Origin of the sequence: Paenibacillus oryzisoli (assembly GCF_001653565.1) — a bacterium.
GTDB lineage: Bacteria > Bacillota > Bacilli > Paenibacillales > NBRC-103111 > Paenibacillus_E > Paenibacillus_E oryzisoli.
In genome coordinates this window covers 57,550-79,755 of record NZ_LYPB01000086.1, presented here as the reverse complement: position 1 = coordinate 79,755, position 22,206 = coordinate 57,550, and the positions used below count along the sequence as shown (strand labels likewise).

Annotated in this window: 23 protein-coding genes; 1 reads left to right on the top strand and 22 read right to left on the bottom strand. The window is 46.5% G+C overall.

Translation table 11 applies throughout. From position 1 onward, the window contains the following. Nucleotides 1-93: 93 nt before the first annotated feature. Together ltrA and A8708_RS27130 are read right to left on the bottom strand one after the other, a co-directional pair. Nucleotides 94-1,386 (bottom strand): group II intron reverse transcriptase/maturase, encoded by a 1,293-nt coding sequence (gene ltrA / locus A8708_RS27135; protein WP_068668844.1) that lies wholly within the window; start codon nucleotides 1,384-1,386, stop codon nucleotides 94-96. A 586-nt stretch (nucleotides 1,387-1,972) separates the two neighbouring features. Next, entirely contained in the window at nucleotides 1,973-2,230 is a 258-nt protein-coding gene (locus A8708_RS27130) for a hypothetical protein (protein ID WP_068668842.1), read from the bottom strand. Nucleotides 2,231-2,423: 193 nt separating this feature from the next. Here A8708_RS27130 and A8708_RS27125 point away from each other — a divergent pair, with 193 nt between their 5' ends. Then, nucleotides 2,424-3,995: a YifB family Mg chelatase-like AAA ATPase gene (locus A8708_RS27125; RefSeq protein WP_068668840.1), complete on the top strand. Its 1,572-nt coding sequence runs from the start codon at nucleotides 2,424-2,426 to the stop codon at nucleotides 3,993-3,995. A gap of 68 nt (nucleotides 3,996-4,063) precedes the next feature. Here A8708_RS27125 and A8708_RS27120 read toward each other — a convergent pair whose 3' ends face one another. From A8708_RS27120 to fabD, 20 genes are all read right to left on the bottom strand, one after another. After that, nucleotides 4,064-4,441: a YraN family protein gene (locus A8708_RS27120; RefSeq protein ID WP_082927837.1), complete on the bottom strand. Its 378-nt coding sequence runs from the start codon at nucleotides 4,439-4,441 to the stop codon at nucleotides 4,064-4,066. Beyond that, nucleotides 4,441-4,758 (bottom strand): EscU/YscU/HrcU family type III secretion system export apparatus switch protein, encoded by a 318-nt coding sequence (locus A8708_RS27115; protein WP_068668837.1) that lies wholly within the window; start codon nucleotides 4,756-4,758, stop codon nucleotides 4,441-4,443. Before A8708_RS27115 ends, A8708_RS27120 begins: the two co-directional genes overlap by 1 nt. Then, nucleotides 4,755-6,605, bottom strand: a complete 1,851-nt coding sequence (locus A8708_RS27110) for a hypothetical protein (protein ID WP_068668836.1) — start codon at nucleotides 6,603-6,605, stop codon at nucleotides 4,755-4,757. The genes A8708_RS27115 and A8708_RS27110 overlap by 4 nt, the downstream gene beginning before the upstream one ends. Nucleotides 6,606-6,665: 60 nt before the next feature. Next, the gene (locus A8708_RS27105; protein WP_068668835.1) at nucleotides 6,666-7,313 is read right to left on the bottom strand and encodes a ribonuclease HII; all 648 of its coding nucleotides are present in this window, start codon (nucleotides 7,311-7,313) and stop codon (nucleotides 6,666-6,668) included. 135 nt (nucleotides 7,314-7,448) lie between these two features. Next, on the bottom strand, nucleotides 7,449-8,312 hold the full coding sequence (ylqF, locus tag A8708_RS27100) for a ribosome biogenesis GTPase YlqF (protein ID WP_068668833.1): 864 nt from the start codon (nucleotides 8,310-8,312) through the stop codon (nucleotides 7,449-7,451). A gap of 11 nt (nucleotides 8,313-8,323) precedes the next feature. After that, nucleotides 8,324-8,917, bottom strand: a complete 594-nt coding sequence (lepB, locus tag A8708_RS27095) for a signal peptidase I (RefSeq protein ID WP_082927836.1) — start codon at nucleotides 8,915-8,917, stop codon at nucleotides 8,324-8,326. Nucleotides 8,918-9,036: 119 nt separating this feature from the next. Next, entirely contained in the window at nucleotides 9,037-9,378 is a 342-nt protein-coding gene (gene rplS, locus A8708_RS27090) for a 50S ribosomal protein L19 (protein ID WP_028558249.1), read from the bottom strand. A gap of 162 nt (nucleotides 9,379-9,540) precedes the next feature. After that, nucleotides 9,541-10,305 carry a tRNA (guanosine(37)-N1)-methyltransferase TrmD gene (trmD, locus tag A8708_RS27085; RefSeq protein WP_068668829.1) on the bottom strand — a complete coding sequence of 255 codons (765 nt, stop codon included), beginning with the start codon at nucleotides 10,303-10,305 and terminating at the stop codon, nucleotides 9,541-9,543. Beyond that, a complete protein-coding gene (gene rimM, locus A8708_RS27080; RefSeq protein WP_068668858.1) occupies nucleotides 10,302-10,817 on the bottom strand; it encodes a ribosome maturation factor RimM in 516 nt (171 codons plus the stop codon). The genes trmD and rimM overlap by 4 nt, the downstream gene beginning before the upstream one ends. A gap of 82 nt (nucleotides 10,818-10,899) precedes the next feature. Beyond that, a complete protein-coding gene (locus A8708_RS27075; protein WP_028558246.1) occupies nucleotides 10,900-11,130 on the bottom strand; it encodes a KH domain-containing protein in 231 nt (76 codons plus the stop codon). Nucleotides 11,131-11,281: 151 nt separating this feature from the next. After that, the gene (gene rpsP / locus A8708_RS27070) at nucleotides 11,282-11,554 is read right to left on the bottom strand and encodes a 30S ribosomal protein S16 (protein WP_028558245.1); all 273 of its coding nucleotides are present in this window, start codon (nucleotides 11,552-11,554) and stop codon (nucleotides 11,282-11,284) included. Between the two features lie 37 nt (nucleotides 11,555-11,591). After that, nucleotides 11,592-12,950 carry a signal recognition particle protein gene (ffh, locus tag A8708_RS27065; protein WP_068668827.1) on the bottom strand — a complete coding sequence of 453 codons (1,359 nt, stop codon included), beginning with the start codon at nucleotides 12,948-12,950 and terminating at the stop codon, nucleotides 11,592-11,594. 30 nt (nucleotides 12,951-12,980) lie between these two features. Beyond that, a complete protein-coding gene (locus A8708_RS27060; RefSeq protein ID WP_068668825.1) occupies nucleotides 12,981-13,331 on the bottom strand; it encodes a putative DNA-binding protein in 351 nt (116 codons plus the stop codon). A gap of 81 nt (nucleotides 13,332-13,412) precedes the next feature. Then, nucleotides 13,413-14,402, bottom strand: a complete 990-nt coding sequence (gene ftsY, locus A8708_RS27055; RefSeq protein WP_068668823.1) for a signal recognition particle-docking protein FtsY — start codon at nucleotides 14,400-14,402, stop codon at nucleotides 13,413-13,415. Between the two features lie 32 nt (nucleotides 14,403-14,434). Further along, nucleotides 14,435-18,010: a chromosome segregation protein SMC gene (smc, locus tag A8708_RS27050; RefSeq protein ID WP_068668821.1), complete on the bottom strand. Its 3,576-nt coding sequence runs from the start codon at nucleotides 18,008-18,010 to the stop codon at nucleotides 14,435-14,437. A gap of 94 nt (nucleotides 18,011-18,104) precedes the next feature. Next, on the bottom strand, nucleotides 18,105-18,806 hold the full coding sequence (rnc, locus tag A8708_RS27045; protein ID WP_068668819.1) for a ribonuclease III: 702 nt from the start codon (nucleotides 18,804-18,806) through the stop codon (nucleotides 18,105-18,107). 60 nt (nucleotides 18,807-18,866) lie between these two features. Continuing rightward, the gene (gene fabF / locus A8708_RS27040; RefSeq protein WP_068668816.1) at nucleotides 18,867-20,102 is read right to left on the bottom strand and encodes a beta-ketoacyl-ACP synthase II; all 1,236 of its coding nucleotides are present in this window, start codon (nucleotides 20,100-20,102) and stop codon (nucleotides 18,867-18,869) included. Between the two features lie 91 nt (nucleotides 20,103-20,193). Further along, nucleotides 20,194-20,427, bottom strand: coding sequence for an acyl carrier protein (gene acpP / locus A8708_RS27035; RefSeq protein ID WP_028558238.1), 234 nt, complete (start codon nucleotides 20,425-20,427; stop codon nucleotides 20,194-20,196). An 84-nt stretch (nucleotides 20,428-20,511) separates the two neighbouring features. Continuing rightward, entirely contained in the window at nucleotides 20,512-21,252 is a 741-nt protein-coding gene (fabG, locus tag A8708_RS27030) for a 3-oxoacyl-[acyl-carrier-protein] reductase (protein WP_068668856.1), read from the bottom strand. Further along, complete coding sequence (gene fabD / locus A8708_RS27025) at nucleotides 21,239-22,192, bottom strand: ACP S-malonyltransferase (protein WP_068668814.1); 954 nt, start codon at nucleotides 22,190-22,192, stop codon at nucleotides 21,239-21,241. Before fabD ends, fabG begins: the two co-directional genes overlap by 14 nt. Nucleotides 22,193-22,206 lie beyond the last annotated feature (14 nt).

The following is a 22,206-nucleotide window of genomic DNA, read 5'->3' as shown; positions in this document are numbered from 1 at the left end:
TTTCATGCCTCGTTTAAAAATTGTTAGACAGTCTGACGTGAGGTTTTCCCTCATACGGCTTTCCGATGTTCGTCATTCATGCGCATGCGGAGTTTACAATAACGTTTTGAGTCCAATTTGTTTGGCAATATGCTTTACTTCTTGAAATGAACCCATCCAATTTCTGCGTTGTCTTTTCTTAGCGTACCAACGAGTCAACCTCTGCAGAATATACCAGTCCAACTTCGCTAATCTCCGCTGGCTGTAGTTCGTGTAGTAGTAATTTCTCCACCCTTGTATTTTAGGATTGAGCCATTCTACCTGTTCGCCAAAGGATCGTGATCGTGCACTTGGTGGTGCAAGTCTTTCTTTGACCACATCTCGTATGCGTTCTTCCGCCTTTTTGGTTAACCACTGTTGTGTGGTAACATACACGACACCTTGGGATGTTTCTGCTTTTGTCTTTCGGTGGTGCATGCCCAGGAAATCGAATCCTTCTTCTCCTGTCCACAGACCCACTACGCGAGTTTTGGTTGGATGTAAGGTGAGTTCTAGTCGCTCCATAATCGTACAGATGAGCTTGTACGCATGGTCTGCTTCTTTCTTGGTTTTGCAGACGACAACCATATCGTCTGCATAACGGGTTAATTCACCTACACCTTTTCTATGTTTCTCCCACATCTGGTCAAAGTAGTTTAAGTAGATATTCGCCAGTAAAGGCGAGATAACACCACCTTGCGGGGTGCCTAAGTCAGCGCGTCTTACCGATCCTTCTTCCATCACACCCGCTTGTAACCACTTCCTAATTAACTTCAGAATTCGCCTGTCATTGATGCGCATTTGCACCAGTTTCATTAGCTTCTCTTGGTTAATGTTATCGAAATAGCCTTGGATATCGACGTCGACTACCCAATTGCCTTTGCGATTGCAGGCTTTACGGATGCGATCTAACGCTCCTTTGGCACCCCGTTTTGGGCGAAATCCGAAGGACGTTTCTTGAAAATCTGCTTCAAAGATGGGTTCCATCATTAGTTTTGTTGCCATTTGTACGACTCGATCTCGAACCGTCGGAATTCCGAGCGGTCTTTGTTTACCATCCTTTTTGGGTATGTAGTGTCGTCTCACTGGATCCGGATGGTATGTGCCTTCTTGCAAATTTCGCTGCAAGTCTCTAAGGAACGAGACTTCTCCTTCTCTCTCGACGTCTGCAAGCGTAATGGCGTCAATACCAGCCGCGCCTTTGTTAGCACGCACTCTTTTCCATGCTTCACATAGCACATCCCATCGATTTACCTTGTCGTACAAAGCGTGGAACTTACGTTTCTTGTTTTCCTTGGCTGCATGACCTAGCTTTTCTTGAAGTTGTTGAACTTTTTCTTTAGGTGTCGTTAGCCCATTGGCATTCACTCACTCGTACCTCCTTAAAAAGCATAAACAAAGCAGGGCTCCTTCCCTCCCGGAGGTTATGTTGTCCTTCGGTTCCTCGGTACTATGAGCCCCTCGGACTCCCTTCCTGCAGACAACTCACTTCACTTTTCAGGCTTATAGAGCGTCTTTTTACGGCTAGAAAAAAAAAACTTCCGTGCAGGGGAGGGTATCCCCAGTTCACTGCACTATCTTTCATACCATGCCGATCCCTATACACCGGAGGATTCTTCACTGTTGTTCCAAGTTCTTCACAGCTTCCGTGACCTTCGTCCATTTACGCGAGACTCGGCTTCCTCTTTTCCCTCTTGCGAGGCCTTTTTGACGATGCGGCAGGATTCACTTCATGTTACGGCCTGGCATGTCGCTCGCCCTGTCTCTGACAGGTACTTTTGTCGATGCGCTTTTACGCACAGATTTCGCCATACGCAAGCATCCTAGCTACAAAGGTGGCTTGGCCCCTCCTTTGGTTGGACTTTCACCAACTAGATAATGCGTGCCTCTGGGCACGCCACAAATAAAAAACGTATTTCTCATAGACTGAAAAATACGTCCTGCTTCAATTCGATTATAAAAACGATGTTGGTGTTGTATTTACCCGTGGTTCACGCTCTGCTTGTTTAATAAAACGCATTTCATTGCCTGAGAAATTACAGATTAAGCACTGAATCGTTGGCTCTGGCTCAGGTATGACGCCTGGGTCATGGAATTCGGTAATACTCCCTGAAAGTGCATCTTTCAAAAAGGACTGCGAATAGCTCGTGATTACATTAAATTTAACGCGATTTGAACGGCAATTGGGACAAAAATATGGTTTCTCCTGCATATCATCACCTCATCTTCCAGTATGTGCATGTCACACAGTTTTAAACCGTGAAAGTTCTATCCCGTATTTGCGTAATTTTACCAATTGCGATTATAATAAAAGAAATTAAACGGATCAATGAGGAAGCACCTTTTATCCAATTCGAAACTCAGTACTTGCGACTGTGTATTCTATGGAAAGAAGGTGTTTTTTTATGTATGGTAAAGTGATGAGTGCTTGTTTACAAGGAATTGAAGGACGCACGATTGAAGTAGAGGTCGATATTTCCAGCGGTTTACCTCAAATAAACTTAGTTGGGCTGCCTGACTCAGCGATTCGGGAATCTGTTGAACGTGTACGATCATCGATTAAGAATTGTGGTTTCACCTTCCCTATGGACCGGATTACGGTAAATCTCGCTCCTGCAGACTTACGGAAGGAAGGTTCCTCTTTCGACCTTGCCATTGCAGTTGGCATTCTCATCACTACAGGCCAAGTCCACGTGGAAGACTACGCCTCCACCATATTTCTAGGAGAACTAGCGCTGGATGGGTCGCTTCGTCCTATTCCTGGTGTTCTATCTATGGTCCATGCAGCCAAGAAAATGGGGATTAAGCGAGTTTGTCTATCCACTTCGAATGCGCAAGAAGCAGCATTAATAGAAGGTGTCGAGGTTTGTGTGATTACGAACCTATCTGATTTCAAGAAATGGAACGAATGTTCCCATATCGAATTTATTTACCAAGCTGCTGATCGTGAATCTAATTCGTTTTTCAACTCTGTCAACTCCCTCCCTACTTATGTTGAAGATTATGCCGACGTTAATGGGCAGCATCAGGTAAAACGTGCCATGATGATCGCTGCCGCAGGGATGCACAATTTGCTTCTCCTTGGTCCACCCGGCACCGGGAAAACGATGTTGATCAAACGCTTGCCATCTATACTTCCACCTCTAACTGACCGAGAAGCACTCGAAGTTACGAAGATTTACAGTGCTTCTGGCAAGCTGACAGACCATTCCACACTGATGCGTGCACGATCGTTCCGAGCGCCACACCACTCCATCTCAGCTGCTGGACTTGTTGGGGGTGGAACCATCCCCAAACCCGGTGAAGTGAGTTTATCTCATCGTGGCATTCTCTTCTTAGACGAGCTCCCGGAGTTTACACGAAATGCGCTTGAGGTACTGAGGCAGCCCCTTGAAGATCGTTACGTCATGATAGCCAGAGCAAGGGCTGTGTACACATTCCCGTCCCATTTTATATTAGCAGCAGCTATGAATCCTTGCCCTTGCGGTTTTTATGGTGCTGAAACAGAAACAAACGCTTGCATCTGCAGCCCCGCTAAGATCGTTCATTATCGTTCCAAAATTTCGGGTCCGCTTCTCGATCGCATTGATCTCCATGTTGAAGTCCCTAAACCTAGCTATGCCCAACTGAAAGACAACACTTCTAATCTGTCATCTGGTAAAATGCGTGCAAGAGTCTTGCAGGCTCACATGCGTCAGCAGCAACGTTATGCAGGTACAGATATTCAGCATAATAATGAATTGAGTGGAAGATTAATGCGGGACATATGTCAATTATCACCTGAATGTGATCAGCTGCTGCGCAATTCATTTGACGCATTGGGATTAAGCGCACGCGCACATGATCGAATTTTGCGGCTTGCGCTCACAATCTCGGATTTAGACGGGTGTGATGGCATTCTTCCCGCTCATCTCGCAGAAGCCATCCAGTATCGGAATTTAGATAAAAACCAACGCATCGATGAGATTGTAATATAAGTTGCTTGAGATGTTGTGTCCTCTTGTATGCGAAAAGCCTTTTGACAGGTCATAAGAATTACTGACTGTCAAAAGGCCTCTTGTATATGCACGATCTTCGGTTCTGCGTTTATGTCGATCATTTCAATGGTAATGACATCAAATTGTATGGATTGCTCGTATTTATGGAAGCGATGCATATAAATTTGTGCAATTTCGCGAACCTTCGCTTGTTTGCGGTAGTCTACCGATTCTTTGGCAGTACCGAAGCGGTTAGAAGGACGTCTAGTGCGCACCTCAATAAAAATGAGCTTATTTGATTTCTCAGCAATGATGTCAATCTCGCCAGAACGACAACGCCAATTCCGCGCTACAATTCGGTACTCCTGCTCTACCAGAAAAGTATGTGCCAGTTCCTCACCTTGTTTTCCCAACAATTTGCGATCATCTTTATGCAATTTGTTCATCATTCTAAGTCTCGCGAAGGCTTCATCCGTTGATCAGATCGATATATAAAACTTAGTACTTCGGCTACTAATTGATAAAGCTCTGGCGGAATTTCTTGATCCAAATCAAGCTTGGAGAGCACTTCAACTAAGGATTTATCCTCTTGAATCGGTATGCCACTGTCCTTCGCCTTTTGCAATATGGCTTCAGCTACATGCCCTTTCCCTTTGGCGATGAGAGTCGGAGCTTTCTGTGACTCAGGTGAATAGCGAAGCGCGACTGCCTTCTTGATCGGATTAATCTGTGTTTCTTCGGGTGATTTCTTGGAGGGGGTCATGCGCGAACATCAACCCCTTTATACGTCCTAGGACGATAAAGCTCACTTAAATCTACTCGACCATCTAAAGCACCCATTTTGGCCCCTTCGTCCTTACCTTCTTGAATTTCTAGCGGTTTGGGATATGGTGAACATTTTAAGGAAATAAACTGATACCCCACACTATTCATAGCTGTGGCAATCTCATCTTTGGATGACTCCATCAGACTAACTAGAGCCGGATGATCATTGTGAATTGTTAAAGAAACAATTTTATTCACCACTTGAACATCGAGTAACGTATTTCCCATGACCCTCATCTGAAGATCAAACAGGAGTCGACAGTTGCTAGCATCTACTTCCCCACGACTCCCTTTGCGGGATTGAATATGAATAGCTGCTGTTTGTTGACCTGTATTGTCCAGAAAGGGAACAAACATCGTCATTTGTGTAAACATGGCATTCTTGTCATTCGTCAGCATAAGCTGTTGGCCCGTAATTTGACTAACTGCTTGTTGTGCCGCTTCTTTCAGTGGCGCAGGCGTATCGTCAGATGCAGTCAATTGAAGTAATAAACTTTTCAGGGTTTCAGTAGCCGGTTTCGCGATATCGCCTTGTTGATCGTCAGTAGTGTTGGTGCTTATAATTGAAAAAGAGCTATCCGTCGCTTGTTGGCGCACCGACACAGGATTGCCGCGCTCGTCCAGCTTGGCGGCAACATGCGATTCATGCTCAACGCCAACGGCTTTGAGCATCTTGCTGATCCAGTTTGTTTCTACTGGATCAGCTTGCGTTTGCGGAGGCGCTGCTTCGCCACGCGCCACTGTAGGGGCAAGCCCGCCCTCCTGCTTCGCAGGCGGAGCTTGCACAGGCACTGGCGAACCCGCTTGCAGCGGTTCGCCGCCTTGCCTCACAAGCTCAGCGCTGCGCGCCTGAGCCATGTGAGCGTCGGCCGCCGGCTTCGCCGAGGCGGCAACTGTCGCCGCGCCAGCTGCTGGCGGCGCCGGAGGGGCTTCGCCCGCTGCTGGTGCGGCGGGCGGGGCTACAATGGCAGCGGCCGCAGGCTCGCTGCCACGCGGCGCAGCCGCGCTAGTGCCACCAGCCTGCGCAGCAGCTGGTGCTGATGACGCTGCCTGCGGCGGCGCGGCCGCAGGCTCGTCCACGGCGGAAGCTGGCGCAGCCGGCTCCGCAGGCCTTACAGCTGCGGCGGTAGCCCGCAGCTCCTTGAGCAGCGACACAACCTGCTTGGCGGTATCCGCCGCAGGGTGTGTCGGGTCTTGCTCAAGCAGCGCGTTCGCCTGCTGCTCGAGCTGCTCTAACACCTGGCCCGCCGCCGGGCCGGTCGTCACTTGCTTGATGGCATCCACTGTCGCTGGGGTAAGCGGCAACCCTTTTTTCGCTGTGAGGACAGCCGCTTGCAGCCATTCTTCTTTATTCGCACCCTGCGGCATCTCACGCATCACAGTCTCAAATGCTTTCACATTTTCCTTGGATACGGGAATGCCTTCTTGCTGTATCTGTTGAAGCATTTGACGATTGCCTGCTGTATCCTTAATCTCAAATGCCTTCAACAGTTCACCAAGCGAGTCATCCGCAATCTGCACGTCCGAAGTAAGCAGCGGCTTCAAAATAATTTGACCACCTTTAGATTCCGGTTGAACCTGCAACATGGTAACATCACCTTGTTTGAGCGGAGTTTCCAACTTTGCACGAACCTGCGTTCCACCTATATTTACTAATGCTTCTTGATCACTCAGAAGCTGAAGCACGACACCTTTGATAATTTGTCCAACTTTTAATTCGAGCGTCTTCGAATCGGCAGCTGTCAATTCCCCAACCAAATTACGAATTAATCCACTAATATTCACACAGCTCACCTCAAATCTGATTACACGTATGTATATTATCGGCGTCTTCAGCCTATTTCGTTATATGAAATCAAAGAGCAGTTGTTCCGTCTGCACTTCATTCTCTTGCACATCCAGCTGCGCCATAATTTTACGAATAAATAATTTCCTATGCAGAGGCGTCGGCCCGTATTTCAAGAGCATCTCCCGATGATGTTTAGTTGCATACCCCTTATGTACCGCAATCCCGTATTCTGGATAGAACTCGTCCCATTCCGCACACATGCGATCTCTGGTTACTTTGGCGATAATGGAAGCAGCCGCAATGGATTGACTTAACGCATCCCCGTGAATAATGGCCGATTGAGGTAGATCTATGTCCACATTTTCAGCATCAACCAGTAAATAGTCCGGTACTTGATGCAGTTTCTCTACTGCTTGCTTCATAGCAAGTCTTGATGCTTGTTTAATATTCCAAATTTCTATACCTTCCACATCAACAATGCCAATCCCCACCGAAATTGCCTCATTCATGATTTGATCATAAAGCAGTTCTCGTTTCTTCTCCGATAATTTCTTGGAATCATTAACTCCTTCAAGAACATGTCCCATGGGAAGTATAACAGCCGCAGCCACGACATCTCCAAACAAACATCCACGCCCAACTTCATCAATACCCGCTATCGCAGTAAAACCTTGTAACCATATGTCTTTCTCATGATCTAGCACCTGTTATGCCCCTTTCCTGTGCCTTCATTATATAAGATCGACACTTCGTCAAGCCACACCCATTTTTTTCAATTTTATACCTATACACAAAGAAAAACCCAAGGCTTAGCCCCAGGTTCTTCCTGATTCATCTCATCAATAGGGTTTTTCAAGTGAGATACGGCCCATTTTGCCTGCTCTCAGATCACGAATAATAATGAGGGAAGCTTTGTCCAGATCGACTTTCCCCCCACTTACAATAGCGCCGCGCTTACGCCCAATCGCTTCCATGACCTTCACCATTTCTTGAATGTTATCCATATCTTCTGGCAGTTCCTGAACACCAAATCGTTCCTGAATACCAGCTCCATAATGCTGAACCATATATTTAATAGTAAACAGGGCTACTTCATCTAAATGCAGAAGCTCTTCCTTGATAGCTCCAGTCGCCGCCAAACGCATACCAACCAGTTGATCTTCAAATTTGGGCCACAAAATCCCTGGTGTATCAAGCAAATCCATCTCAGTGCCAACCTTAATCCATTGCTGACCTTTGGTCACACCTGGCTTATCACCCGTCGCAGCAATCTTCTTACCAGCCAATTGATTAATAAGTGTGGACTTACCCACATTCGGAATCCCCACTATGAGCGCTCTAATTGCACGGGGATTAATGCCTTTACGCAGCATTGTCTCAATTTTATGAGCCCAAAGTTGTTTCACCCGCGGCAGAATCTCTTTGACATGCGTTCCGTTTGCAGCATCAATTGGTAGGGCAGGTAAACCTTGATCTCCAAAATATTTAACCCATTCTGCGGTTACTTGCGGGTCAGCCAGATCGTTCTTATTAAGCAATACCAGACGCGGCTTGCCTTTCAAAATCTCATCAACCATCGGGTTCCGGCTGGATAGCGGGATTCGGGCATCCAAGAGCTCAATCACGACGTCAATCAGCTTAAGCTTTTCCTCGATCTGTCTGCGAGCCTTGGTCATGTGACCGGGAAACCATTGAATGGTCATTTCTCTTCACCTCAAAAATGTATGAAACTAATTTTCTTCACCGGCCAGAAAATCACTTCTGCACGGCCTACAATTTTATTATATGGCACAAAGCCAACACTTTTCGTACGACTATCTTTGGAATTCGGACGATTATCACCCATGGCAAAAATCTGGCCTTCAGGCACTTTCGTTTCTGGGAAATCCAACAATGTGTTGTAAGGGTGGCCTTCTTTAACAGCTTGATCAATCGCCTCTTGAATAAAAGGTTGAGCCAGTTCTTCACCGTTAATGTACACCTTGTCCCCAACTACCTTCACAGTTTCTCCAGGCAGGGCGATAACACGCTTAATATAATCTTTGCCTTCAGGTGCGTGGAAAACGATGACTTCGCCTCGTTTCGGATCACGAATATCGTACACAATTTTATTGACAATCAATCGCTCTCCCGTAAAGAAATTCGGATGCATCGAATCTCCATCAACAATAAATGGGGAGAAGAGGAACCAACGAATAATAATAACAAGTACTCCTGCAATTACTAGCGCTTTAATCCATTCCCACGTTTCACTTTTTGTTTGCACGGTCTTTGCTGGAGTAGCACTGATCGGCTGATTGGGTTGCATTTGATCGTTATGTTCCATCACTGACGGCCTCTCTTCCAGTTTTGGTATGATCTCTATTATGTCCTATTATGTACAGAAAAAATGAAAAGGAGACTTGACTGAACAAGCCCCCCATTTTACTATCGAATTTCTTTAATTCTTGCTGCTTTACCGCGAAGACCACGCAAGTAATAAAGTTTCGCACGACGAACTTTACCACGGCGAGCCACTTCAATCTTGTCAATCTTCGGAGAATGGAATGGGAAAGTTCTTTCCACACCCACACCGTAAGAAATTTTACGAACTGTAAACGTTTCGCTGATTCCACCGCCGTGGCGTTTAATAACAACACCTTCGAACAGCTGAATACGCTCACGTGTACCCTCGATAACTTTTACGTGTACTTTAAGTGTGTCTCCTGGACGGAAATTAGGAATATCCGTACGGAGTTGCTCTTTCGTAATCTCTTGAATAAGATTCATAGTTGACTCCCTCCTTCCACACAGGTGTTCATTCCGCTAATAGTCAGTATATCTTAGTTGTTATGCGTAGAGGACCACCAGACTCAAACTGTTGAAAAATTCACAACAGAATATATAATATCATAGTCCCAAGATTAATTCAATAGAGAAGATTGTATAGACCTAATTATTTTGTTCTTGTTTTTCTTTTTTCCATTCTGCCACCCATAACTTTTCCTCTTTGGACAAGACTCTGCCCTCAAGCAAATCTGGCCGACGTTCCAAGGTTCGAATGAGCGACTCTTTGTTCCGCCATTTCTTCACATTGGCATGGTGACCTGACAGAAGCATTTCGGGAACTTCCCAATCTCTGAACTTCGCGGGACGTGTGTAATGCGGATACTCCAGTAGTCCCGTCGAGAAAGAATCTGTCACTGCAGACATCTCATTCCCGAGTACCCCAGGTAGAAGTCTCACTACGCTGTCTATAATGACCATAGCGGGTATTTCACCGCCGGTTAGTACATAATCACCAACGGATAGCTCGTCCGTCACTAGGTACTGTCTAATCCGTTCATCATAACCCTCATAATGACCACAAATGAATACAAGATGCTCTTCGCCAGCTAGTTCTTCCGCTTTCTTCTGAGTGAAGGTCTCTCCTTGTGGGCATAAAAGGATGACGCGCGGCTTTACAACAACTCCTTCAGCGGTTTGATGCGTAGGCAAATCTTCGACAGCACCAAAAATCGGTTCTGGCTTCAGCACCATGCCCCCGCCGCCACCGTATGGGTAATCGTCAACTGTATTGTGCTTGTTCGTGGAATAATCACGGAAATTAACCGTGCTCAGCGAAACGATTCCTTTCTCACGTGCCTTCCCTAAAATACTTGAAGAGAATACTCCCTCAAACATTTCTGGGAATAAGGTTAAGACATCCACTCTCATTCCAATAACCCTTCCATCAAATGAATCCGAATTGTTTTGTTTGGAATATCGACTTTTAGTATGACTTCATCGATCACAGGAAGTAATAGCTGCTTGCCCTTCGGTAAAGATACCACCCAGACATCGTTTGCTCCTGGCGTTAGTATCTCAGAGATCAGCCCCAGCTCTTGCTCATCTTCTGTAACGACCTTACAGCCGATGATTTCGTGGTAATAATACTCTCCCTCTTCTAGCGGCTGTTGATCCTTAGCCTCTATCTTCAGCAGCGAACCTTTAAATTTCTCAACATCATTAATGTTCGAGAATTGACTGAATAAGACAATAAATACGTTTTTATGTAAGCGGGACGTTTTCACTGTCACCGGCGTTTGCTTATTTTGAGAATCTACAATAATTAATGAATTCCCCACATCGAACCGCTCGGGAAAATCCGTTTCAGGCACAATCTTTAACTCTCCACGTATCCCGTGGCTATTCACGACTTTCCCAACCGTCACTAGTTTCTCCGTCATATGCGCTTGCCCAACCTCCACATTAAATTACCTTCTTTTCATATGCGAAAAAAGGCTAGGAATTGAATCCTAACCTCATTTCTTATGAAACGATTTCAACGGCTACCCGTTTCGTTTCTTTCACAGCTGCAGACGTGACAACCGTTCGGAGCGATTTCGCAATCTTGCCTTGCTTGCCAATCACTTTACCGACATCGTCGGGATGAACAGAAAGCCTGTACTCGATCTTGTCCTCTTTCTCCACCACAGCGACACGTACCTCTTCCGGATGATCGACAAGAGCCTTAGCAATAACGGTGATAAGATCCTTCATGAACCCACCCTCCGAAAGATAACAGATATGCTGCCGCATGCTGCGGCACCATCAGTTGATGAACTGTCGAGGAAGACCCTCAAATTGGTTGCACCAATTTCGAGGCTTCCATAACAATGTCCTGGTTGAGGACATCGTTATTCCAGGACGATTACTTCTGTAATTTCAGCTCGTGAAACTTAGTCATCAAACCTGCTTTTGAGAACAGGCTGCGAACTGTATCGGACGGTTGAGCGCCAGTTTGAAGCCATTTAAGCGCTTTTTCCTCATCAAGAACCACAGCTGCTGGTTCAGCAATTGGATTATAAGTACCGATTTCTTCGATAAAACGACCATCACGCGGGGAACGGGAATCCGAAACCACGACACGGTAGAAAGGAGCTTTATGAGCGCCTACACGTTTAAGACGAATACGTACTGCCATTGAAAAATCACCTCCTACTTAGAATAAACACCATTATTTAAAAGGGAAATTTGAATCCCTTGCCTAACTTCTTCATGCCTTTGGCACCTTTCGGTCCCATCATACCCGAGAACTGCTTCATCATCTTGCGCATATCATCGAATTGCTTGATAAAACGGTTGACTTCCTGCACCGAATTTCCACTACCTGCTGCAATCCGTTTGCGACGATTCGCATTCAGCAACTCAGGTTTACGCTTCTCTTCGGTCGTCATCGACTTCACAATGGCTTCAACACGTGCCATTTGCTTCTCATCAACCTTCATATCTTTCATGCCTTTAATCTTGTTCGCTCCCGGCAGCATATCAAGAATTTGGTCAAGAGGCCCCATCTTCTTCACTTGCTCCATCTGCTCAATGAAATCCTCGAAGGTGAATTCGGCGTTGCGCATCTTGCGCTCCATCTCTTTCGCCTTATCCATATCAATACCAGCTTGCGCCTTCTCGATTAAGGAGAGCATATCGCCCATGCCGAGAATCCTTGATGCCATACGGTCAGGATAGAATGGTTCTAAAGCATCCATTTTCTCACCGCTGGCTACGAACTTAATCGGACAGCCTGTTACCGCCTTGACGGATAACGCAGCACCACCGCGCGTATCTCCATCTAGTTTGGTTAACACAACACCGGATAATTCAAGCTGCGCATGGAAGCTTTCTGCCACATTAACCGCATCTTGCCCCGTCATGGCATCGACAACCAGCAAAATCTCATCTGGACTCGTAGCTTCACGGACATTCTTGAGCTCGTCCATGAGGGTTTCATCAATGTGCAAGCGACCTGCGGTATCGATAATCACGTAGTCGTTGCCGTTATCTTTCGCGTGTTGAAGACCCGCTTTGGCAATCTCGACAGGGTTTACTTTATCACCTAACGAGAACACCGGCACCTTCAGTTGTTCACCCAGTACTTCCAATTGCTTAATCGCCGCGGGACGATAAATGTCACACGCAACAAGAAGCGGTCTGTGATTCTGTTTCACTAACATTTTAGCTAATTTGCCTGAGGTCGTCGTTTTACCAGCCCCTTGCAAACCCGCCATCATAATAACCGTTGGCGGTCGATTCGAACGCGCTAGCTTACTTTGTGTACCTCCCATAAGGGCAGTAAGCTCCTTGTTCACGATATCGATAACCACCATGCCAGGTGTGAAAGATTTCAGAACTTCTTGTCCGATCGCTTGCTCTTTCACCTTCGCAATAAAGTCTTTCACAACTTTAAAGTTAACGTCCGCTTCAAGCAGTGCCAATCGTACTTCGCGAAGCGCTTCGCCTACATCTTCTTCCGTCAGCTTACCTTTGCTTCTCAGCTTGCCGAACACATTCTGCAATCGGTTTGCTAATCCTTCAAATGCCATGCGCTTCACCTCCTGCTTCTAACTATGGTTTCAATCCATGCCTACTATTGTATCAAAAAGCTCTGTCACTTTCCTCTTTAGCGCTGGATCACAATCACTCAACCCAACAACTAAGTCCTGACGCAGCTTCATGCGTTGTTCGTGCTTATGTAACAGCTTTAACTTACTCTCATATTCCTGCAGTGTCAATTCCGCACGTTTGATATGCTCATAGACCGCTTGGCGGCTGATCGTGAAGTTCTCAGCAATCTCCCCAAGGGAGTAATCATCATGGAAGTACAGTTCAAGAAATGTTCGCTGCTTATCGGTCAACAATGGTTCATAGAAATCAAAAAGCAGGTTAATGCGATTCGTTTTCTCCAACATAGGATCGACAGTCATAATCTACCTCCGTAAAGGTTGCACACTTGACAGCAGCACAACAGAACCTATCATACTGAATTCCAAGATGATTGTCAAGCATTATACCTTGTCAGTATTTTCACCAATCCACTTACCAAAAAGCGCATGCACAAACTGCTCCGAATCAAATGCCTGAAGATCATCCATTTTCTCACCGAGCCCTACAAACTTAACAGGTAATGAGAGCTCTTGACGGATCGCCACGACGATTCCGCCTTTGGCTGTTCCATCTAATTTGGACAATACCAAGCCGGTCAAACCTGTTTTATCACCGAATAACTTAGCTTGGCTAAGTGCATTTTGACCTGTCGTAGCATCTAGCACAAGAATGACTTCATGAGGAGCATCTGGGACTTCCCGTTGGATTACACGATAAATTTTGTTGAGCTCTTCCATCAGATTCACTTTGTTCTGCAGACGACCCGCTGTATCGCACAAAAGGATATCCACATTTCGCGTTTTGGCCGCCTGTACAGCATCATACATGACAGCGGCAGGATCTGCACCAGATTGTTGCTTGATGACATCAACGCCTACACGCTCTCCCCAAGTTTCAAGCTGCTCAATAGCGCCAGCCCGGAATGTATCCCCAGCTGCCATCAGCACCTTCTTCCCTTGCGTTTTGAACATGTGAGCCATTTTGCCAATCGTCGTCGTCTTCCCCACACCGTTAACACCCACGAAAAGGATAACCGTCAAGCCATTCGGATTAATGTTCAGCCCGGCATCTGCATCCCCTTTTAACAGCTCAATCAGTTTTTCTGAAAGGATAGGTTGCAGCTCGGCAGGATCTTCAATTTTACGCTTTTTAACCTCAGCACGAAGCTCATCAATCAATTTCAGTACCGTATTTACACCAACATCCGCACCAATTAGAATTTCTTCCAACTCTTCGTAGAAATCTTCATCAATTTTTTTGCGACGGCTAAATAAATCATCGACACGATTCACGAACGCATCCCGCGTTTTCGTTAAACCTTCCTTAAATTTATTCGTTACCGCTTCAGCTTTACCTGAAATACTATCTTTCAATCGTTTAAAAAAACTCATAGTTCCTCCTATATAACTCCGTTAATTTCACACTATGATGCTGTCATAGTCGCTTCCTCATCCTCTAATCGGACCGAAACAAGCTTGGAAACGCCGCCTTCTTGCATGGTAACGCCATATAACACATCAGCTTCTTCCATCGTTCCTTTGCGGTGTGTGACTACGATAAATTGCGTCATTTCCGAAAACTCTCGTAAATACTCGGCAAAACGAGAGACATTCGCCTCGTCTAAAGCGGCTTCTACCTCATCCAGTACGCAGAATGGCACAGGCTTCACGCGAATAATAGAGAACAAGAGTGCAATCGCAGTCAATGCACGTTCGCCGCCTGATAGCAATTGCAGGTTTTGCAGCTTCTTGCCTGGCGGCTGAGCCACAATCTCAATACCAGTATCCAGCATATTCTCAGGCTCAGACAGAATTAAATCTGCACGACCACCACCGAATAACTTCGCAAATACAACGCCGAAATGAGAGCGAATAGCATCGAACGTCGTTTTAAAACGTTTGGACATTTCTTGATCCATTTCACGAATAACTTGATATAGGGTTGTTTTTGCTTCGATCAAATCATCCTTCTGTGAGCTCAAGAACTCAAAACGTTCGGATACACGCGCGTATTCCTCAATTGCGCCGAGATTCACGTCTCCAAGAGAAGTAATTTCACGTTTCAACTCACGTACTTTACTTTGTGTACCCTGAATGTCTTCAGGAACGGGATACCGCATTTTCGCCAACTCGTAGCTTAACTCATATTCTTCGGCAAGCTTCTTAAGCAAATTCTCAAGCTCCACATCAAGACGTGTTACTCGCACTTCGGTTTGATGGAGATTTTCTTCGACTTGTTTCAGTTGAATACGCTGCGTACGCGTCTCATTCTCACCCTGCTCAAGCTTCTGTAACCAATCCACACGCTCTGCTCGCTTGAACTCGATGCTTTCGGAACATTGCTGCTTCTTAAGCTTCAAATCATTCAATTGCTCAATTTGAAGAACAGTTTCTTGTTCAAGCGTTGCCATATCACTCTCTAACTGAGTTAATAGACCGCGATTGACCTCTATCTCACGCTCCACATCACTTAGATCCTGTTGCAAACGTCTTTGTTGATCTTGAAGGGACTGTTTCTCTTGTGATGTTGAGGCGACTTTCACCTTCAAATCTGTCAGTTGGCTTTGCAGCTCTTCTTTTTGAGATTCACTTGCCTTACGTGAGCTCTCGGCATCACGAATCGCTTGTTGCAGAGAAGCTTCTTCTTCCTGGAGCTGTGCGAGCGTTGCTTCGCTTTCGACCTTCTTGCGGCCAAAGTCAGTTCGTTCGCTCATTAGCGCGCCTCTGTCTTGGCTATCCAGTGCCAGCTGTTCTTCAACAGTACGGCTTTCTGATTCCAGCGGATTCAATTCCGCGCGAAGTTGCTGCTCCGTAATCCGTTGCCCCTCACCTAATTGACGCAGTTGTTCAACTTTTAACATTTCATCGGTAATTTCACGCTTCAATGTGCTGGATTGACTACGCAAACCGCTGAGCTGTCCTTCTGAAGTTGCAATCTCTGCATCGAGTTCTTCAATTTGACGTTGACGGCCTAATAAATTCGTAGACTTCTTCTGTAAGCTTCCCCCCGTCATGGAGCCCCCTGGGTTAACAACGTCTCCCTCAAGCGTCACGACACGGTAGCGATATTGTGCTTTGGCCGCGATATGATTGGCGTCTTCCAAACTCTCAGCAATGACGACATTCCCTAATAAACTGGAGAATATATTCGTATATGTGGAATCGAAAGAAACGAGATCAACCGCGATCCCTACAAAGCCCTTCGATGCTTTCAACGTCTGACTCTCATGGTCCGATATCGAGCGTCCGCGAATGACATTCATCGGCAAGAACGTAGCTCGTCCCATTTGACGACGCTTCAGGAAAGCAATCGCTTCTCGGCCGTCAGCTTCCGTCTCGACGACGATATTTTGCAAAGCTCCGCCTAAGGCCGTTTCTATAGCTACTTCCACATTGGCAGGAACTTTGACAAGCTCTGCTACCGCTCCGCGAATGCCACGTAGATCTTTGCGTGTTTTCGCTTTGAGTACTTCCTTAACACCTTGTTGGAAGCCATCGTAATCATTGGCCATTTCCTTCATAGTGTCGCGGCGGGAAACTAAGCTGTCCATCTTCTGCTCCCATTTCCGTACCATTGACTGCGCTTCATCCAGCAATCCTTGCTTACTCTTTAACGCTTGGGTTAACCCGACATATTCTTGTCTTGCACGCTCGATGTCACCAACCGTCTCTTGCAATTTAGTGGAAAGCTCCTGCTTACGGCGCGTAATACTTTCACGTTGATCCGCCCATTTCTGGCGTTCCTCATCCAGTCTATCCAATCGACGCCCAATGCTTTCGATTTGCTGCTCGGCGTAGCGAATTTCATTGCGGGACTGTGCCATACGGTTGAGCGTTTCCAACAACTCGCCCTTCAACTGTTCTTCAGGCGATGAACTGATACCTCCGCTTACTCCTTGCAAGCGCTGCTCTTCCGCAGTCAGCTTTGCTTGGAATTCGAACAACTGCGCACCGATTCCAATGATTTTATCACGCTGTTCGCTCAAATCTGCTTCTTTATCTGCTTTACGCTGTTCTTGCATAGCGATTGTGGTGCTGAGTTGGAGATGATTCGTCACATAGTTCTTCTTCCGTTCTTTGAGAACCTCACCGTGACCTTCACACTTCTCGAATTCCTCACTCAAACCTAATAGACTCTCTTGCAGTGTTTCTAGTTCCTCTTCCAGCCTGCGCGTTTCTAATCGATGCTTTTCCAAATGCGCATCATGTTTGCTTACGATTGTAGACAATTCCGTTTGCTCTTTTGTTAACTTCTCCAGCAACTGCGTTGCGTCATTCCATGCTATATAGATCTGATCGATCTGATGGACATACATCGAGATCTCACTGCTTTTGAGTGTTTCCTTCAATTCTTTAAAACGAATCGCTTTCTCCGCTTGGTCCCGAAGTGGCTCAACTTGATCTTCGAGCTCTGAAACTAAATCATGAATCCGCAGCAAATTCTGCTCGGTATCGTTTAATTTCTTCTCTGCTTCGCGCTTACGTGATTTATATTTAACAATCCCCGAAGCTTCTTCAAAAATGCCTCGACGATCTTCCGATTTCGTACTCAAAATTTCTTCAATTCGCCCTTGTCCAATGATGGAATACGCTTCTTTCCCGATACCGGTGTCCATGAACAACTCCGTGATATCCTTCAAACGACATGGTTGTTTATTGATCAAATATTCACTATCACCATTACGATGTACTCTCCGCGTAACCGTTACTTCGTTGAAGTCAAGCGGAAGCGATTGCGAAGCATTATCCAATGTAAGCGAGACTTCTCCATAATTCACTGCACGACGAGCATCGCTGCCAGCGAAAATGACATCTTCCATTTTACCCCCGCGCAAAGATTTCGCGCTTTGTTCGCCTAACACCCAACGGATCCCGTCCGAGATATTACTCTTGCCACTCCCGTTAGGACCTACAACCGCGGTTATTCCTCGTACAAATTCGAGTTCCGTCCGATCCGCGAATGATTTAAATCCGGATAATTCGATCCGTTTCAAAAACATGGTCTCACCTCAAAAAGTATTGTAACATATCGCCTATCAAAATAAGAGAGAAAAACAAAAAAGGCAGCAGCTGCCGCCTCTTCTGGTTAATCTACTATCGGAGTACAGTAACGTTTAATTTGGACAGTGCACCAGCAGCAGCCTGCTGTTCCGCCTCTTTCTTAGAACGACCTGCACCAGTTCCCAGAAGCTCGCCATCCATGTGTACTTCTGCAACGAACTCTCGCTCATGTGCAGGTCCACGTTCATTCACGATCCGATATTCCAAGGAACCCAAATTGTGATGCTGGGTATGCTCCTGCAATTGTGTCTTGTAGTCAATTACAAGCAGCTTGCCCTCACTGGAAATTTTGGCGAAAACATGCTTCTGTAGAAACGCCTTGACGGTATCCAAGCCTTGGTCTAGATATAAAGCGCCAATAAAGGATTCGAAAACATCTGCCAATAAGGCTGGCCGAGAACGTCCTCCTGTTAACTCTTCTCCTTTGCCTAACAAGACAAAAGACCCAAAATCCAAATCTTCGGCAAATGTCACGAGCGACGGCTCGCAGACAATGGATGCTCTCAGCTTCGTTAATTCACCTTCTGAACGCCCAGGATAAGATTCATATAAGAATTCCGAAACTGTTAACTCGAGTACGGCATCTCCAAGAAATTCAAGCCGTTCGTTATCTTTATGTCCAGCAATGCGATGTTCATTCACATAGGAGGAATGTGTGAAAGCTTGTTTCAACAGTTCCATTTTGCGAAAATAAATACCTAATTGCTTCTGTAAATCTTTAATTTCACGGTTCATGTCTTACTTCACCACCCGGAGAGAATGATATTCCGTTATCTTTCGTCACAGGCATGGTAATTATGCTTGAAATTTCTTCATAATGATCGTTGCATTATGACCACCGAAGCCAAAGGAGTTCGACATCGCAATATCAACGTTCGCTTCACGCGCCTTATTTGGCACGTAATCCAAATCACACTCAGGATCTTGATTATCTAAGTTGATTGTCGGAGCAATCAGACTATTAGCAATTGATAATCCACAAATGACAGCTTCCACACCGCCAGCAGCACCAAGCAAATGACCTGTCATGGATTTCGTTGAACTTACAGCAACTTTATAAGCATGCTCGCCAAGCGCTTTCTTGATGGCGATCGTTTCGGATTTATCACCAACTGGCGTCGACGTGCCGTGCGCATTAATGTAAGAAATTTCATCAGGCGAAATACCTGCATCCTTGATCGCTTTCACCATACAACGTGCAGCACCATCTGGGTCTGGATCTGTCATATGATAAGCGTCACCGCTCATGCCGTATCCAATAACTTCTGCATAGATGCGTGCCCCACGCTTCTGAGCATGCTCTAGTGACTCCAGAATGAGTACACCAGCGCCTTCACCCATAACAAAGCCATCACGACCTGAATCGAAAGGGCGACTTGCCAAATGCGGCTCTTCATTGCGCGTTGACATCGCACGCAGTGCGCAGAAACCGGCTACTCCAATCGGAGTAATCGTCGCTTCGGCACCGCCGCAAATCATCACGTCTGCGTCGCCACGTTGAATCATTTTGAAAGAGTCCCCAATAGAATGCGTTCCTGTTGCACAAGCTGTTACCGCTGTGGAGTTCGGCCCTTTCGCTCCGGTGACCATCGACACATGACCAGATGCCATGTTCGCAATCATCATCGGGATAAAGAATGGAGAAACTCGCTTAGGACCCTTTTCTAACAAAATGCGATGCTGCTCTTCCCATGTATTCAAACCGCCAATGCCTGATCCGACTGAAACGCCTACACGCTCCGGATCCGCATCCTCATTCACATTCAAATTCGCGTCCTTGAGTGCATTCAAAGCACCAGCAACTGCAAACTGAACGAAACGATCCATCCGGCGAGATTCCTTGCGATCCACATAGTTCTCAATATTGAAATCTTTAATTTCAGCTGCAATCCGTGTTGGGTATTCGCTTACATCAAAGTTCTCAATTAATCCTACGCCAGATTTACCTGAAGAGAGATTTCCCCAGAACGTTTCTAGATCTTGACCAAGGGCAGTAACTACGCCCATACCTGTAATTACAACTCTGTTCATTTGTACCACCTTCTATGTAGTCATTCATATTTTTTATTGGTGAGAATGGAGAGAAGTCCCGTCTTTATTAGAAACGGGACTCTGTAGACTATTACGTATGAGATTTTATGTAATTCGTAACTTCTCCTACTGTCGTAATCTTCTCAGCATCTTCATCTGAAATTTCTAAATCGAACTCATCTTCTAATTCCATTACTAATTCAACTACATCGAGAGAATCAGCACCTAGGTCTTCTTTGAAAGATGCTTCGAGGGTGACTTCAGCTTCATCAACCCCTAGACGATCGACTACAATTCGTTTAACACGATCCAATACGTCGGACATCCGGTTCACCTCCTCATTTGGTATTATACGAGAATCTTTGACAGATTGCCAGTAGGCAATTTGAGATTCTCATTTCCCAGAAACTTACATGTACATTCCGCCATCTACATGGAGCGTTTGCCCCGTCATGTAAGAGGCATCGTCAGAAGCCAAGAAGCGAACTACCTTCGCAATTTCCTCTGGTTGTCCAAGACGTTCCAGCGGGATTTGCTTCAGCATATGTTCACGCATCTCAGCAGACAATTTGTCTGTCATATCGGTTTCAATAAAGCCTGGCGCAACGGCGTTTACGGTTATGCCACGGGAGGATAACTCTCTCGCTGTAGCTTTCGTAAGTCCGATTACACCTGCTTTGGCTGCTACATAGTTGGCTTGACCCGGATTACCGAGCACACCAACTACAGAAGATATATTGATAATTCGACCGAACCGCTGCTTCATCATCGGGCGTGTAACGGCTTTAACACAGTTGAACACGCCTTTGAGATTGGTAGCGATCACTTGATCGAATTCTTCTTCTTTCATTCGCATGATTAAATTGTCTCTTGTTATGCCCGCATTATTCACGAGAATATCAATTTTACCAAAAACTTCTAACGTTTGCTTGACCAAATCGTCAGCTTCTTGATAGCTGCTCACGTCTGCACGCAATTTAATCGCTTTCCGGCCCATCGCTTCAATCGCAGCTACAACCTCCCCAGCAGCGGCTTCACTACCTGCGTAGTTGACCACTACATCGGCCCCATGCTCGGCCAAATGCAAAGCAATTGCCCGCCCAATGCCACGTGAAGCTCCTGTGACTAGCGCCACTTTACCCGTTAACATGACCGTCATCAGTCTCCTCCTTGTACTTGTCCAGCGCTTCCAGGCTGCCGATCGACACGGTTTTCACCGTTTTGTCGACTTTCTTGATCAAGCCGGCAAGCACCGTTCCCGAGCCTAGCTCGATGAACGTATCTACGCCTTGGCTGATCAGGTACGTAATTGTGTCTTCCCATAGAACGGGAGAATACACCTGCTCCACCAGCAAGCCGCGAATATCGCTCGGCTGGGTGACAGGACGTGCCGTTACGTTGGCCACAACAGGTACGGCAGCATCGCTCATCTCGATGGACGCGAGCACCCCTGCGAGGCGCTCCGAGGCTGGCTTCATGAGGGACGAATGAAACGGCCCGCTCACTTCAAGCGGAATGGCACGCTTCGCGCCAGCTTCCTTGCAGCGCTCAACAACCGCTGCAACGCCTTCCTTACTGCCCGAGACGACAATCTGTCCCGGGCAGTTCACATTGGCGAGCTCCACGACGGAGCCACCGCTTGTGATTGCCGTGCAGAGCTCCGTCAGCGCTTCGCGCTCGGCTCCCAGCACGGCTGCCATGGCGCCCAGGCCGCCAGGGACGGCCTGCTCCATGAACTCGCCGCGGGCCCGCACGGTGCGAACCGCGTCTTCGAACGCGAGCACGCCGGCTGCGACGAGCGCGCTGTACTCGCCCAGACTATGTCCTGCGACATAGTCTGGCGTAACACCAGCAGCCTTGAATGCTTCCAGACAAGCGATGCTTGTCGTGAGCAGCGCTGGCTGCGTGTGGTACGTGATCTTCAATTGGTCCTCTGGACCTTGGAAGATCAGATCAGACAAAGAAAAGCCCAGCGCTGCGTTAGCGCGATCGAAATAATCTTGGGCAGCTGGCAACGCGTTGTATAGATCTTGTCCCATACCAACGGATTGAGAGCCTTGGCCCGGAAATACAAATGCTATTTTACCCATACGAGAAAAGGATC

Bases quoted from the DNA above. Each gene is read 5' to 3' on its own strand.
- fabF (WP_068668816.1), bottom strand. From the start codon at position 20,102: ATGAACAGAGTTGTAATTACAGGTATGGGCGTAGTTACTGCCCTTGGT.
- A8708_RS27120 (WP_082927837.1), bottom strand. From the start codon at position 4,441: ATGAACAAATTGCATAAAGATGATCGCAAATTGTTGGGAAAACAAGGT.
- A8708_RS27060 (WP_068668825.1), bottom strand. From the start codon at position 13,331: ATGACTGTCGATCCTATGTTGGAGAAAACGAATCGCATTAACCTGCTT.
- fabG (WP_068668856.1), bottom strand. From the start codon at position 21,252: ATGTTAACGGGTAAAGTGGCGCTAGTCACAGGAGCTTCACGTGGCATT.
- fabD (WP_068668814.1), bottom strand. From the start codon at position 22,192: ATGGGTAAAATAGCATTTGTATTTCCGGGCCAAGGCTCTCAATCCGTT.
- lepB (WP_082927836.1), bottom strand. From the start codon at position 8,917: ATGCAACCCAATCAGCCGATCAGTGCTACTCCAGCAAAGACCGTGCAA.
- smc (WP_068668821.1), bottom strand. From the start codon at position 18,010: ATGTTTTTGAAACGGATCGAATTATCCGGATTTAAATCATTCGCGGAT.
- A8708_RS27115 (WP_068668837.1), bottom strand. From the start codon at position 4,758: ATGACCCCCTCCAAGAAATCACCCGAAGAAACACAGATTAATCCGATC.
- A8708_RS27125 (WP_068668840.1), top strand. From the start codon at position 2,424: ATGTATGGTAAAGTGATGAGTGCTTGTTTACAAGGAATTGAAGGACGC.
- rpsP (WP_028558245.1), bottom strand. From the start codon at position 11,554: ATGGCAGTACGTATTCGTCTTAAACGTGTAGGCGCTCATAAAGCTCCT.
- acpP (WP_028558238.1), bottom strand. From the start codon at position 20,427: ATGTCCGACGTATTGGATCGTGTTAAACGAATTGTAGTCGATCGTCTA.
- A8708_RS27130 (WP_068668842.1), bottom strand. From the start codon at position 2,230: ATGCAGGAGAAACCATATTTTTGTCCCAATTGCCGTTCAAATCGCGTT.
- rnc (WP_068668819.1), bottom strand. From the start codon at position 18,806: ATGAACCGTGAAATTAAAGATTTACAGAAGCAATTAGGTATTTATTTT.
- rplS (WP_028558249.1), bottom strand. From the start codon at position 9,378: ATGAATCTTATTCAAGAGATTACGAAAGAGCAACTCCGTACGGATATT.
- ftsY (WP_068668823.1), bottom strand. From the start codon at position 14,402: ATGAGTTTTTTTAAACGATTGAAAGATAGTATTTCAGGTAAAGCTGAA.
- A8708_RS27075 (WP_028558246.1), bottom strand. From the start codon at position 11,130: ATGAAGGATCTTATCACCGTTATTGCTAAGGCTCTTGTCGATCATCCG.
- ylqF (WP_068668833.1), bottom strand. From the start codon at position 8,312: ATGACCATTCAATGGTTTCCCGGTCACATGACCAAGGCTCGCAGACAG.
- rimM (WP_068668858.1), bottom strand. From the start codon at position 10,817: ATGACGGAGAAACTAGTGACGGTTGGGAAAGTCGTGAATAGCCACGGG.
- trmD (WP_068668829.1), bottom strand. From the start codon at position 10,305: ATGAGAGTGGATGTCTTAACCTTATTCCCAGAAATGTTTGAGGGAGTA.
- ffh (WP_068668827.1), bottom strand. From the start codon at position 12,950: ATGGCATTTGAAGGATTAGCAAACCGATTGCAGAATGTGTTCGGCAAG.